The following is a 13,390-nucleotide window of genomic DNA, read 5'->3' on the forward strand; positions in this document are numbered from 1 at the left end:
TTCGTCGTCTTAGTGGTGGATACGAATTACAGTGAACCTTTAGGCAGCACTTGCACCACGGCTTGGCGTTGCAACTGCACTTCCACGCCAGCAGCGATTTCGATCGTCACGGTGGCATCCGCCAACTTGGTCACCTTGCCGAGCAAGCCGCCAGCTGTGGCGATTTCGTCGCCTTTGGCGATGGCTTCGATCATGGCTTTGTGCTCTTTTTGACGCTTCATCTGTGGACGAATCATCACGAAATACAAGACCACAAACATCAACACCAAAGGCAACATGCCTTGCAAAGAAGTCATGAGGTCACCACCTGCAGCAGCGGCAGGTGCGGTTTGGGCGAAAGCAGAAGAAATCAACACGGTCAAACTCCAAATTGAGGGACTGCTGCCAGGGTGCAAAACGCCCCAGCAGACCAAACGCGGATTGTATGCGGCTGGCTCAGTGCCTCAGTTCAGGGCGGACCACTGCGCTTTCAAGCCATCCCACTTTTGACGCGCCGCCGCCAAGTGGCGCGCTTTGACGTGGCCAAAGCCTTTGATTTGTTCAGGTATTCGCGCCATCTCCACCGCCAAGGCGTGGTTGCCGGCGTTGAGCTGCCCCAGCATGGTGTCAACGCTGCTTTGGTATTGAGCGATCAAGGCGCGCTCGATGCGACGCTCTTCGGTGTACCCAAACACATCCAACGCCGTGCCTCTGAGCCACTTGAAATGCTTGAGCACCTTGAAACCCGTGAGCATGAGCGGCCCAAACTTTTGCTTTTGCAACTCGCCTTTGGCATTGGTCTTAGCAATCAGCGGCGGGGCCAAGTGGTAGTTGAGTGTGTAGTCCCCCTCAAACATGCCTTTGATCTTTTGCAAGAAGGCTGTGTCGGTGTGCAAGCGCGCCACTTCGTACTCGTCTTTGTAGGCCATGAGTTTGAACAGGTTACGCGCCACGGCTTCAGTCAGCGTGGTTTTATGCAACACCGCTTCTGCCGTGCGCACACGCTCCACCACAGCGCGATAGCGGTTGGCATACGACGCGCTTTGATAGCTGGTGAGAAAAGCCACGCGCTTGGCGATGAGCGCATCCACCCCCTCAGACTTGTGGAAATGCACCACCTGCGCAGGCGCCAGTAAGGCTTGCACCTCAGCCCAATGCACGGCGCAGTGACGGCCCCATTCAAACGCGGCTTTGTTTTGCGCCACCGCCATGTCGTTGAGTTCCATCGCACGCATCAAGGCCTCCAACCCCAAGGGCACCCAACCCTTTTGCCAAGCAAAGCCCAAGACCATGGGGTTCACAAAAATGCTGTCACCCAACACTTGCGTGGCCACACGGTCAGCATCAAAAGCACTCACACCGTCAACGCCCACGGCATGCACGATTTCAGCCACACACGCTTCGCCTGGGTTTTCCCAGTTGGCGTTGCGCACAAAGGCTGCGGTAGGTGCGCTGTGTGCGTTGAGCGCCACATGCGTGCGACCGGCGCGCATGCGTTGCAAGGTTTCTTTGCCCGCCACCACGATGGGATCACAACCAATGATGAGGTCTGCCGCTGCAAGACCCACACGCGTGGTGCGAATGTCGTCTGGATGATTGGCGATCAGAACATGGCTCCACGTCGCACCACCTTTTTGTGCCAAACCGGCTGCGTCTTGCGTGACCACGCCTTTGCCTTCGATGTGTGCTGCCATGCCCAACAACTGACCGATGGTGATGACACCCGTGCCACCCACACCCGCCACCACCATGCCCCACGCGTGTGTGGCATCTGGCAACGTGGGTTCTGGCAAGGCCAATGCAGGCAACGCCATGCGCGACACACCTTTGGCTTTTTTCTTCAGGCTGCCGCCCTCCACCGTCACAAAGCTCGGGCAAAAGCCTTTGACGCAACTGATGTCTTTGTTGCAGGTGCTTTGGTTGATGGTGCGTTTGCGACCGAACTCGGTCTCAATCGGCTCCACGCTCATGCAGTTGCTTTGCACGCCGCAGTCGCCACAGCCTTCGCACACCAAGTCGTTGATCAACACGCGCACCGCAGGGTCGGCCATCGTGCCGCGTTTGCGACGGCGGCGTTTTTCGGTGGCACAGGTTTGGTCATAGATGATGACGGTGCAGCCCAAGATTCCCCGCATCTCGCGTTGGATGCGGTCTAGCTCGTCGCGGTGGAACACGGCCACGCCGTCGACCAAACCAGCGCCTTCGTATTTCTCGGGCTCGTCCGTGACCACGGTGATGCGTTGCGCGCCTTCAGCTTTCATACTTTGGGCAATTTGCAAAACGCTGTGGCCTTCAGGACGTTCACCCACGCGTTGCCCACCCGTCATCGCGACGGCATCGTTGTAAAGCAGCTTGTAGGTGATGTTCACACCCGCTGCAATGCTTTGGCGAATCGCCAAGATGCCGCTGTGAAAGTAAGTGCCGTCGCCCAAGTTGGCGAAGATGTGCTGGTCGTTCACAAACGGTTGTTGGCCCACCCAAGGCACGCCCTCGCCACCCATTTGTGTGAACCCGTTCGTGTCGCGGTCCATCCACAACACCATGAAGTGGCAGCCAATGCCAGCCATGGCGCGTGAGCCTTCGGGCACTTTGGTAGATGTGTTGTGCGGGCAGCCCGAGCAGAACCACGGCATGCGATCGGCCTTCAAAGTCACCGCGGTCATGGCTTGTTCTTTGGCTGTGATGATGGCCAGCTGCGCGTTGATGCGCGCGGTGGTGTCGGCATCTACACCGAGCTTCAAGACGCGTTGTGCAATCGCCTTCGCAATGAGCGCGGGGTTCAGGTCCGCGTTCGCGCGCAACAAAGTATTGGCGCTGGGGTTGGGCATGGACCATTCGCCGCCGCCGCCACCAAAGGGGCCTTGCTCTGCGTCGCCTTCGATCTCGTTGAATTTGCCCAGCACATTGGGACGCACATCAGCACGCCAGTTGTACAGCTCTTCTTTGAGTTGGTACTCAATGACTTGGCGTTTTTCTTCAATCACCAAAATCTCTTGCAGGCCCTTGGCAAACTCACGCGTGAGCTGCGCATCCAACGGCCACACTACGGCCACTTTGTGCAAACGAATACCCAAGCGGCGGCAGGTGTCATCGTCCAGCCCCAAGTCAAGCAGCGCTTGCCGCGTGTCGTTGTAGGCCTTGCCACTGGTGATCAACCCTAAGCGGTCGTTCGGGCCTTCGATGACGTTGTGGTTCAAACGGTTGGCGCGCACATACGCAAGGGCTGCGTACCACTTGTAGTCAAACAAACGCGCTTCTTGTTCGAGTGCGGTGTCGGGCCAGCGGATGTGCAGGCCGCCTGCAGGCATTTCAAACTCTGGAATGACAATGTTCACGCGCTGTGGATCAATCACCGCAGTGGAGCTGGACTCCACAATTTCTTGAATCGTCTTCATACCCGACCACACACCGCTGAAGCGGCTCATGGCGATGGCATGCAAACCCAAATCCAAAATTTCTTGCACGTTGCTGGGGAAGAACACGGGCGTGCCGCAGGCCTTGAAAATGTGATCGCTTTGATGCACCGCAGTTGAGCTTTTGGCCACATGGTCATCGCCCGCCACAGCCAGCACGCCGCCCCAGGGTGTGGTGCCCGCCATGTTGGCGTGCTTGAACACATCCGAACAACGGTCCACGCCCGGCCCTTTGCCGTACCAAATACCAAACACACCATCAAACTTGTTGCTGCCCGGCGGTGCAAAGCCGAGTTGCTGGGTGCCCCACAGCGCGGTGGCGGCCAGCTCTTCGTTCACACCGGGTTGGAAGACGATGTTTTGCGCTTCTAAATATGGCTTGGCTTTCCACAGCGATTGGTCATAGGTGCCCAGCGGCGAGCCGCGATAACCACTGATGAAGCCTGCCGTGTTTTTGCCTTGCAGCGCATCGCGTTGGCGCTGCAACATGGGCAGCTTGACCAAGGCTTGCACGCCGCTCATGAATGCGCGGCCCACGTCGAGGCTGTATTTGTCGTCCAGCGTCACGGTGTCGAGGGCTCGGCGAACGTGCTCGGGTAAGGGTGCATTCATCGGTGTCTCCGTTTGCTTTGTGTTTGAAACAAAGTGTAGGGTTTGCGTCCAGATAAAGGTTTGCGTTTTACGCTCTAAATTACCCTGTTTGCGCAAGATTCTTTCTAAAATCTCGATAAAAAGAAACAGAGGGGCGTTACCTTGGAGACACTCGACAAATTTGATCTGGCGATTTTGCGCGAGCTACAAGCCGATGCACGCCTGACCAATGCAGAACTGGCGCAGCGCGTGGGCTTGAGTGCGGCGCCTTGTTGGCGGCGTGTGCGTGTGCTTGAAGAAGAGGGTTACATCACCGGCTATCGCGCAGAAATCAACCGCCACAAAATTGGCTTGGGTGTGCTGGCATTTGTGCGCGTGGATGCGGAACGCAACACAGGCGATGTGGCCCGCAAGTTAGAAGTGGCGATTCGCAAAATTCCAGAAATCGTGGCCTGCCACTACATCAGCGGCACAGGCACGTTTGAGCTGCAAGTGGTGTCGCAAGATTTAGAAACCTTCAGCCAATTTGCACGCGAGGTGTTGATCAACTTGCCGCATGTGAAAGACATACACACCAGCTTTTCACTCGGTGAAGTCAAAGCCAGCGGAGCTTTGCCTTTGACGCATTTGAAAAAATGATCGTCGACTGACATAAAAAAGCCCCGTGCAAACGGGGCTTCCGAAATGCGCAACTAACTTAGTTTGCGCAATACACCTTGGCGTCGTAAGGCGTGTAGATACCGCCAGTCAACATACCCAGCACGCCGTTGATGAATGAAGTTTGACGTTCAACCTTGACCACCTTGTTGGCACCGCCGCAAACCGCAGCTGCGTCGATGGTTTGTGTTTGACCCAAGCCGCTCACAAAGAAGGTTTGCATGTCTTCTTTGCCCAACTTGCCGGTTTGACCGTTGATGTAGGCAGTTTGTGTTGATCAAGCAGCCAATGTGGCAACCAAGATCAAGGGAAAAATGATTTTTTTCATGATGCTGTCCTAACGATTAACGGGTGCAATAAACACGAACTTGACGTGGGGAATAAATACCCAGCGTCACAATGGTCAGACCCACGTTGCCAGCGGTCATTTGTGTTTCGACGCGCTGCACTTTGGCAGCAGAGCCACACACCTTGGCGGCATCAATCTCTTCGCTTTGGCCAATGCCACCCACCCAGAAGGTTTGCAAGTCGTCATGTGTTGGTGCGTTGTGCGCGTCAGGGCGAACATCAAAACGCTGAATCGCGCAGCCAGTCAAGCTGAGCACAATGGCTGCAATCGCTAGTTTTTTCATTTCAAACACTCAAAAAGTTAGATGGGCGTCTATTTTAGTAGATATTAGTATTCAATTCATCGAGGCCATAGCACCCAAAGACGTAAACCCTGCTTCATGCGCCCCGCAAAGTCCCCCGCCTCCGCTCCTGTGCCCGCAAAGTAATCGGCCCGCACCGCGCCCACGATGGCGCTGCCCGTGTCTTGCGCAAACACCAAACGCTGCAAACTGCCATTGGGCCCAGCGCTGGCCAGCCATACCGGTGTGCCGTAGGGAATCGAATCTTTATCCACGGCAATCGAGCGTCCCGCGGTCAGGGGCACACCTTGTGCGCCACGCGGACCGAGGTCGGCATCCGCCGCGCTGCGCACCTCTTCACGGAAGAACACATAGCGCGGGTTGCTCCACAACATCTCTTGCACCAAGCGCGGATTGCTTTGTTGGGCGCTAACAATCCATGCCTTGATGCCTTGCCACGACGCATCACGAATCAAGCCACGGTCTAACAACCAACGGCCCACGCTTTGATACGGCTGCTCGTTGGAGCCGGCAAATGCCAAGCGCACCACGCGCGTGGTGCCATCGGGATTGGCCATGCGCACGCGACCTGAGCCTTGGATGTGCAACACCAAGGCATCAATCGGATCAGCAAGCCACGCCACTTCGCGGCCACGCAAGGCGTCACGCGCTTGCGAGTTGGTGTCGATCTCTTGTCGGCTGAACCATGGGCGGCCCGCGCGTCGCGCTTCGGCCAACCCTTCAGGCGGGGCGTACAACGGCACTTCAAAGCCGGGACGCATTTGTGCTGACGCATCAAACAGCGGCTCGTAATAGCTGGTGAGCAAACCATCGACGGCACCGTCAAGCGATTCAACACGGTAGGGCTGCAAGTGGCTCATCATCCACAGGCGGCGGTCATCGTCGCTGCCCAGCATGAGTTGACGCACGTCTTTGCACAACGGCGCAAACAAAGGGCCGGGGCGTTCACAGTTTTGCAGCCATGCATTCCATGCATCCTGCGTGGGGTCGTTTTGCCAACCGGGCACATCGTTCCATGACGTGGCCACCCAACGGCTGCGGTAGCTTTGCTGCGGACTCGGTGTGCCGGGTGTGCCAGCCAAACTGCCGCTGGCACGCGGTGTTTCTGCGGGCGCCCTAGCAGCAGGCGCTGAACGACCGTAGTCCGTCACGGGCGCGTAGCGTGGGGTGCCGCACGCCACCAAGCTTCCTACAATCAAGGTCCATGTCAAACGCCACAGGATTTGTCTCATGCTGTTAATTTTGCTAGAAGCGCTGGGCGCGGGTTGCATCTTGGTGTTGATCGTATGGTGGACGATGTTCTCAGGTCGGGAAGAAACCGAAGCTGAACACCTTGCCGCACAAGAAGAAGCCGCCAAAGACGAAAAATAACTCACTCGCCACGCAGCAAGTTGGCCAACTCCACGGCCGACTTCACATTCATTTTGTCAAACACACGGGCGCGGTGAACTTCCACGGTGCGCACGCTGATGTCCAGCTGATCTGCAATCAGTTTGTTGGGCAAACCCTCTACCACCAAGTGCATCACGTCGCGTTCACGTTCCGTCAAATCGGCCAAGTTGTGTTGCAGGTCTTGTTTGGCTCGTACGCTTTGCAAGGTTTGCGCCGAACGCGCCAAGGCTTGTTCAATGCGGTCGACCAAGGCGTTGTCTGAAAAAGGTTTTTCACAAAAATCAAACGCGCCCCGCTTGACGGAATCGACGGCGGTGGGCACATCGGCATGGCCTGTTAAAAAAATCACAGGTAAGGCATCAAGCAGTTGACGCTCAATGAGATGCTCAAACAAAGCCAAGCCGCTCATGCCTGGCATACGCACATCAAGCAACAAGCAACCGGGCTGCGAAGGCTGCCACGCATTGCTGCCTCCCCCTAAAAACTCGGCAAATGCATCTGCACTGTCAAACGATTGACTGGGCAAACGGCGCGAACGCAACAGCCACGCCAGCGCTTCGCGCACGCCAGCGTCATCGTCAACAATAAAAACCAAAGCGTCTTCTGTGGGTTGCATGTGTCAGGTCTCGGGGGACGATTGTGGCAGGGTGAAACTGAACACCGTGCCGCGCGGTGTGTTGGGGCGATGCCCCAAAAATCCACCATGTTGTTCCACCACGGTACGACACAAACTCAGACCCAAGCCCATGCCTTCTTCTTTGGTGGTGAAAAACGGTGTGAACAATTTCTCTGACACGCCATCAGGAATGCCTTGGCCAATATCAGCCACCGAAAACTCCAACCAACGGCTGGTTGCGTTGGATGCAGCGCTGCGTACGCTGAGTGTGAGCACTTTGTTAGGCGTTTCATCCGCCATGGCTTGCATGCCATTGCGCGACAAATTCAACAGCACTTGTTCGACCATGGTCCGATCGCAGAACACGGTTGGCAAATCGGTCGGGCATTGAACCACCACACGCACACCCAATTTGCGGGCTTGCAAAATCACCAAGGGCATCACGTCATCGAGCAAGGCACGTGGCTTCACTGCCTCGCGCGCTTGGTCACGGCGACGCACAAAGTCGTGCACGCTCTTGATGACCTTGCCGGCACGTTCAGCTTGCTGGCCAATGCGCTGGATGGCACTGCCCAAGGTCTCCGCCAACTGCGGGTCTTTCACGGCGGCATCTTGCAACAGGTTCATGCTGCCGGTGGCGTAACTTGAAATCGCAGCGAGCGGTTGGTTCAACTCGTGGCTCAACAACGAGGCCATCTCACCCACCGTGGCCAAACGTGCGGTGGCTTGCAAACGTTCTTGGCTGGCACGCGACACTTCTTCCACGCGACGCTGCTCGCTGATGTCCAACACCGCGCCCATCCAGCCGGTTTGTTCGCCTAAGGCGTTGATCAGCGGGGCTTCAAAAATCATCACGGCAAAACGCTCACCGTTTTGGCGCATGAAGACCGATTCCACGCCCTCACGCGGCGGCGCATTACCCGCCAAACGCAAGGCTTGGCGCTGGCCGTACTCGTCCACCATCTCGGGTGGCCAATAAGGTGCAGGAATGCTTTTGCCAATCAACTCTTTGGCCTCGAAACCCACCATTTCGCAAAATGCGGGGTTCACATAGGTGATGCGACCTTGGTTGTCACGGGCGCGCAAGCCGGTGACGAGGGAGTCTTCCATGGCTTTGCGAAAGGCCAACGCTTCGGCCAAGTCCAGCTCCACGCGTTGACGGCGACGCATGTCACGCGCCAACATGATGAGCACGGTGACCAAGGCAATCGCCATGGCCGTGACCAACGCGGTCAAGACATTGGGAAACACATCAGGGGCACCGCGCCAGCTGTCCATGCGCAGCACCATGGTGTGGCCCGGCAAATCAATCAGCTGCTTGGCAATGAACACGCGCGAGCCGCGACGTGCTGTGCCGTGCATGGCCAAACGCGTGCCATCTGACTCTGTGAATGACACCTCTTGGCTGCGCGTGAGCTGTGGCCCCACCATGTTGACCAAGATCTCCCCCAAGGAATAGGTGGCAATGGTGTAGCCCGTGAGCTGGCCATCGGTGATGACCGGCAAGCACAAATCCATAATTTCCAAGCCCAAGCCATCGGCTTGTGGGACATAGGTGCTCGCGCCATAGCCGGGGCCGCTTTGGCGGCGTGCCACACCACACGCTTGCACCACTTCAGGCTGATTGGCCGCGCGACCAAAACGGTTGAACACGGGAGCCCGAAACGGGGTGTCGATGCTTTTGAGCACGCGTAAGTCCGCATCACGCAGCTCTAGACGCAACCACTCGCGATGTTCACGCAACAAGGTGTGGGCATCTTGCTCCCACGGCGTGGCAGCGCGATCGGCATATTGCAAGGCTTGCAAGCTTTGCACATTGCGGGTGAGCGCGGTGCGGATGTCGCTCACCGCATCTGCCGCGTCGCGCTCTAAGCGGCTTTGCACCTGGCTCACCTCGTAGCGCCCAGCCAGCCACACCAAAGTGCTCAGCATGGACAACACCAGCACCACCAAGAGCCCCCACAGCACCCAGCGACGTACTTGTGGTCCCACAGGCAACAACATCAATCCACCTTGGTCACACGGGGATCTGCCCACGTGCCATCCACTTGAAACTCACTGGTGCCTGCACGCACCAGAGGTTTGCTCAACACCATCTGGGCCAAGTAGCTGGTCAATCCAACCAACGGGTTGATGGTGGCCACATAAAGCGATGCCGTTCCCGCATTGATTTCAGGCACCACCACCACTTTGAGTTTTTGGGTTTCGCGCACCAGGTCGGCGCTGCCTTCAATCAAAGCGCCAGCAACCACGCCCTTCATCTGCAAGTTGTTGGTGAATGCCACGCCTTGGTCAATGCGCACATCACCGCGCACAAAGTCGAAAGCAAATCCATCGCTGAACAAATCGCTGAAGTCCAAGGTCAAACGACGCGGCAAGGCTTGCAAATTCAACACACCCAGCAAGCGCGCAGCGCCTGGTTCTGTTTTTAAAAATTGACCTTTTTCAATCGCCAAATTCATCTTGCCGCTCATGCTGGCGTAATCCAAAGTGATGGGCGAGCCTTGCCAAGACACTTGGCCTTCTAAACGCCCCTCACCATAACGAATAGCGCCAGGCGTCCCCAAACGCGTCAACAAATCACCGCTGTCGCGGATGGCCAGCACAAAATTGAACTGGGTGCGACGTACGCGTGGCCCCTCGGCGGCCCAGTTGCCATTGGCCGTCAAGGTGGCCTCGGGCAAGATCACATTGAATTTGTTGAGTCGCCATTCACGCACAGCATTTGCGCCCACGCGATTCACCGCATCAATTTCTAAGCGCCCCAGTTTTTTGCCACGCAAGGTCAACTCATTTACCACGATGTCCAAAGTGGGAATGCTGCTGGGCTGCTCAGTCAACAGACGCTCCACATCGGGCACCGAGCTGGGCGGAATATTCAAATACGCCAAACGCACATACAACTGCGCGGGCACATTGCCATTGGGCGGACGAACTTCCGCGGAACCATTCAACTCATCGGCACTGATGTTGAGACGCCACAAATCACCTTGGCGTGTGCCTCCCACCACCACTTTGTGAATCACCCGATCTGAGACCTTGATTTGTTCTGCCAACAACGCAGCAAATGTGGGCATGTAGTCTTGGGCGCCTTCGCTTGTGGCTTCGCTGCCAATGACCGAGGTGGCGGTCGATTTGCGTTTGAGCGGCGACGCACCGGTGAGTTGTGTGAGCGTGGTGTTCCATGCATCCAGGTCTAACGCTGGCAATTGCAAATTGAGGCTGACCGCGTTGTCACGCATAGGCACAGCATCCATCACCGACTGCCCCACGGCAATGCCGCCACGCACCACACGGGGTCGTGACCCAGTGAGATCACGCACATAGCTCACCGACACCACACTGCCTAAGGTGACTTTGATTTGGTCTTGCAACACGCGTGATTTAGCTGCTAGCGATTCGCGTGTGAGTTGCGTCTCAACGCGCAAAGGCATGACCGCCTGCGACGTTTTATTCAAAGGCGCCGGCAAATTCAAGGCCATGCCCTTGAGATCACTGTTGATCAACAGCTCGGGCTCACCACGGCGCAAACCCAAAGTGGCGGTGTAGCTTGACTTGCCAGATGCGCGTTGTGCCAACCGAGAAACAAAGCCAAGCTCACGGGCACGCTGCAAACCCTCAGCGGTCAGGTCGCCATGAATTTTGAGTTGCAAAGGTGATTCGCCATCACCCACCACAAATGACAACCCGCCATCTAACACCGCATCGCCGCCCAACAACTGGGCCTGCATCGCCTTGAGCTGAAACCCTTGTTCGCTGAACTGCAAGGTACCGCGTGTGCGGTTGAGCACAGGCGTACCAGGAATAATTTGCAAAGCATTGTCGGCAAACACCACGCTGCCCTGAACCTTAGACGTCTCTAGCTTGTCGATGGGCAAGCTCAGTGCCAATTTGAAATTTGCATCGCCCGTGGCTTGGCTTTTGTTCAGCACGGTGCCCGTCAAGTCGTTGAGGGCAGATTTGGCAATCACATCCAGCACCTGTGCCACAGGCCCGCGCGCTTCGCCCGTCACGCTCACCACAGGTTGTGCCAACTGAGGGATGTGCGCTTCCACTTTTTGCCAAGTCACATCTGGGGCACCCGCCAACTGTGTACGTCCTTTGAAATGCAACGCAGATCGGTCAAACACCAACTCGCCATTGAGCTCTGTCAGGGCAGGCCATGCAGGACGTGGCGCAGTTTTAGGCTTAGGTGGCTCCGGTGGCACGTAGGCATATTTAGCTTGTGCCACTTGCGCAACAACGCGGAACTCACCCAGCTTGGGGTTGTCAAACGGCATGTCGTTCAAGTTGCCGCGCAAGCGCAGGGTCACATGGCTGGCGTCTCCCGTCTTGACCGCATCACGCACATAGGCACGCACGTCAGCGGGCAAGGTGTTGGGCAAATAGCGATGGACGTGTGCCACTTTGGCGCGGCTGAGCGAGGCCGTCAAATCCAGCACGCCGGGTAAGCGCGCATCGCCTTCGCCTGTTTTCCAATTGCCATTGAATTCACCCGCCATGTCGTCGTTCACCACGCGGCCCTGCGTGAACTGCAAGGCCACGTCATCGCCTTTGAGCTGCCAAGCGATTTGTGCCGAGGCTTCTTCCAGCGCGATGTACGGCTCATCTAAGCCGAGGGGCAAGGTCAAGCTGCCTTTGTGAATGCTCACACGGGCTTTGCCACCTTTGTGGGTCAAATCAAATTCCAGTTGCGCGGCTTGCATGCCAGGCACATGGGCCAATGGGCTGTTGGGCAGTGCATCGCGCTGCATAGAGAATTGACGCACTTGGCCGCGCGCGCTGTACTGAAGAGAAGCGTCGTCGTTGGTCTGCCATGTGGCCTTGAGCTGGTTGACTTGACCTTGCGGTTGGGCACGCGCCAAGAGGTCACGCACCTGTTCGGACAACGGCACACGTTGGCTGATTTGCACCAGAGCATCCAAATCCAAACGGTCTGCACTGAACGTGCCAGATTCAAATGTGTCGCCGCGCCAGCTCAGACGCACCACACCACCCGGCCAGTGTTCACCCTCTTGGGTGTCGAACACCAAATCTTGGCTGCTGATTTCCACTTCACCGTCTTGCCACTGTGCACCCACGCGACCATGCATATGACGCAAACTCAAGGGCAACAAATCTGCCCCCAAGCGAGCGGCCACAGCATCTAGCGCCACATCCGCTGTCACACCGATGGGTTGTCCTTTTTGCACATCGGTCCACACACGCACGGCACCACGGCCTTCTTGCAAAGACAAACCTTTGTCCATCGCCACCCATTGGCGCAAGGCCGCAAGATCGACATAAGGCAAGTCGGCAAACAACTCACCCGACCATTGCGCGGTATCGCCCGCGCGCTGCCAAGGCAATTGGAAAAACTTGCCACGCACAGACAGGCGCTGGCCAAAGGCCTCGGGCGGGGTGGCATCTACCCTCAGCTCGTGCTGAAACCACTGGTTTTTCACCGAGACATCCAAACCTTGAAGCGACAGCACCGGTGCGCTCGTTTGCGCTTTTGCTGGACGGCTTTCATCACGCCAATGCACCACGCCTTGACGCACCATAAACGCGGGTTGTGAAAAGAACCAATCTGCGCCGCGGCCATCACCCGCCGCACTGGTGTCCAAACCAGCAACCCACACATGGCCTTGCGCATCACGACGAATTTCTAATTCGGGTTGCTCGATGTCCAGTTGCTCAAACTGACCGAACAGCACCGAGAGTGGCGACACCGCTGCAATCACGCGCGGCAAGCGCAAGGCGTCACGCCCTTCACGGTCAAACAACACAATGTCATTGGCTTCAAACCATGGCACCAACCAGCCGCCTTGGGCACTGACATGGCCGATTTCCACACGAATGCCCAATGCACGTGAGGCTTGTTGTTGCAGCACCTCACGGTAATCGCTGATTCGCGGCACAATGAAAATGTGCAGAGCGCTCCAAGCCATCAGCACAGCCACCCACGTGAACACCACCAAACCCAAAGCCCAGTTGAGCGCACGTCGCCAGCCTGACTTGGTTTGCAAATCAAGCATCAAATTTTCGGGGGTGGAATTCACGGCGTCAGACAACTGTTTCACGGTACGAGCAATATGACGGGAATTATCCCC

9 protein-coding genes and 1 pseudogene are annotated in these 13,390 nt (G+C 56.9%); 2 read left to right on the top strand and 8 right to left on the bottom strand.

All coding sequences use genetic code 11. The features are described 5' to 3' along the window. Window positions 1-26: 26 nt before the first annotated feature. The gene (yajC, locus tag LINBF2_RS12460) at window positions 27-356 is read right to left on the bottom strand and encodes a preprotein translocase subunit YajC (protein ID WP_281889299.1); all 330 of its coding nucleotides are present in this window, start codon (window positions 354-356) and stop codon (window positions 27-29) included. Window positions 357-443: 87 nt separating this feature from the next. Continuing rightward, window positions 444-4,004: an indolepyruvate ferredoxin oxidoreductase family protein gene (locus LINBF2_RS12465; RefSeq protein WP_281889301.1), complete on the bottom strand. Its 3,561-nt coding sequence runs from the start codon at window positions 4,002-4,004 to the stop codon at window positions 444-446. Window positions 4,005-4,145: 141 nt separating this feature from the next. On the opposite strand from LINBF2_RS12465, the gene LINBF2_RS12470 reads away from it, so the two are divergent. Further along, the gene (locus LINBF2_RS12470) at window positions 4,146-4,622 is read left to right on the top strand and encodes an Lrp/AsnC family transcriptional regulator (protein ID WP_104800417.1); all 477 of its coding nucleotides are present in this window, start codon (window positions 4,146-4,148) and stop codon (window positions 4,620-4,622) included. 58 nt (window positions 4,623-4,680) lie between these two features. Here the strand turns inward: LINBF2_RS12470 and LINBF2_RS12475 are convergent. The 3 genes and pseudogenes from LINBF2_RS12475 to LINBF2_RS12485 all read right to left on the bottom strand — a co-directional run. Further along, window positions 4,681-4,902, bottom strand: a pseudogene (locus LINBF2_RS12475) (Bor family protein); the annotation flags it as partial. Window positions 4,903-4,984: 82 nt separating this feature from the next. Continuing rightward, window positions 4,985-5,272: a Bor family protein gene (locus LINBF2_RS12480; RefSeq protein ID WP_104800415.1), complete on the bottom strand. Its 288-nt coding sequence runs from the start codon at window positions 5,270-5,272 to the stop codon at window positions 4,985-4,987. 56 nt (window positions 5,273-5,328) lie between these two features. Continuing rightward, window positions 5,329-6,588 carry an MltA domain-containing protein gene (locus LINBF2_RS12485; RefSeq protein WP_236657968.1) on the bottom strand — a complete coding sequence of 420 codons (1,260 nt, stop codon included), beginning with the start codon at window positions 6,586-6,588 and terminating at the stop codon, window positions 5,329-5,331. On the opposite strand from LINBF2_RS12485, the gene LINBF2_RS12490 reads away from it, so the two are divergent. Continuing rightward, on the top strand, window positions 6,521-6,661 hold the full coding sequence (locus LINBF2_RS12490; protein ID WP_201747071.1) for a hypothetical protein: 141 nt from the start codon (window positions 6,521-6,523) through the stop codon (window positions 6,659-6,661). The genes LINBF2_RS12485 and LINBF2_RS12490 overlap by 68 nt on opposite strands. A 1-nt stretch (window position 6,662) precedes the next feature. Here the strand turns inward: LINBF2_RS12490 and LINBF2_RS12495 are convergent, their stop codons facing one another. Genes LINBF2_RS12495 through LINBF2_RS12505 form a run of 3 tightly spaced genes read right to left on the bottom strand, consistent with a single transcriptional unit; the run spans window position 6,663 to window position 13,360 of the window. Beyond that, window positions 6,663-7,298 (bottom strand): response regulator, encoded by a 636-nt coding sequence (locus LINBF2_RS12495; protein ID WP_104800413.1) that lies wholly within the window; start codon window positions 7,296-7,298, stop codon window positions 6,663-6,665. Between the two features lie 3 nt (window positions 7,299-7,301). Beyond that, on the bottom strand, window positions 7,302-9,302 hold the full coding sequence (locus LINBF2_RS12500) for a PAS domain S-box protein (protein ID WP_281889306.1): 2,001 nt from the start codon (window positions 9,300-9,302) through the stop codon (window positions 7,302-7,304). After that, on the bottom strand, window positions 9,302-13,360 hold the full coding sequence (locus tag LINBF2_RS12505) for a YhdP family protein (protein ID WP_281889308.1): 4,059 nt from the start codon (window positions 13,358-13,360) through the stop codon (window positions 9,302-9,304). Before LINBF2_RS12505 ends, LINBF2_RS12500 begins: the two co-directional genes overlap by 1 nt. Window positions 13,361-13,390 lie beyond the last annotated feature (30 nt).

The sequence above is a fragment of the Limnohabitans sp. TEGF004 genome, from assembly GCF_027924965.1.
In the GTDB taxonomy this organism is placed as follows: Bacteria; Pseudomonadota; Gammaproteobacteria; order Burkholderiales; family Burkholderiaceae_C; genus Limnohabitans.

Excerpts from the sequence above, each read along its gene's own strand:
- LINBF2_RS12480 (WP_104800415.1), bottom strand. The coding sequence starts at position 5,272 with ATGAAAAAACTAGCGATTGCAGCCATTGTGCTCAGCTTGACTGGCTGC.
- LINBF2_RS12465 (WP_281889301.1), bottom strand. The coding sequence starts at position 4,004 with ATGAATGCACCCTTACCCGAGCACGTTCGCCGAGCCCTCGACACCGTG.
- LINBF2_RS12495 (WP_104800413.1), bottom strand. The coding sequence starts at position 7,298 with ATGCAACCCACAGAAGACGCTTTGGTTTTTATTGTTGACGATGACGCT.
- LINBF2_RS12490 (WP_201747071.1), top strand. The coding sequence starts at position 6,521 with ATGCTGTTAATTTTGCTAGAAGCGCTGGGCGCGGGTTGCATCTTGGTG.
- LINBF2_RS12500 (WP_281889306.1), bottom strand. The coding sequence starts at position 9,302 with ATGTTGTTGCCTGTGGGACCACAAGTACGTCGCTGGGTGCTGTGGGGG.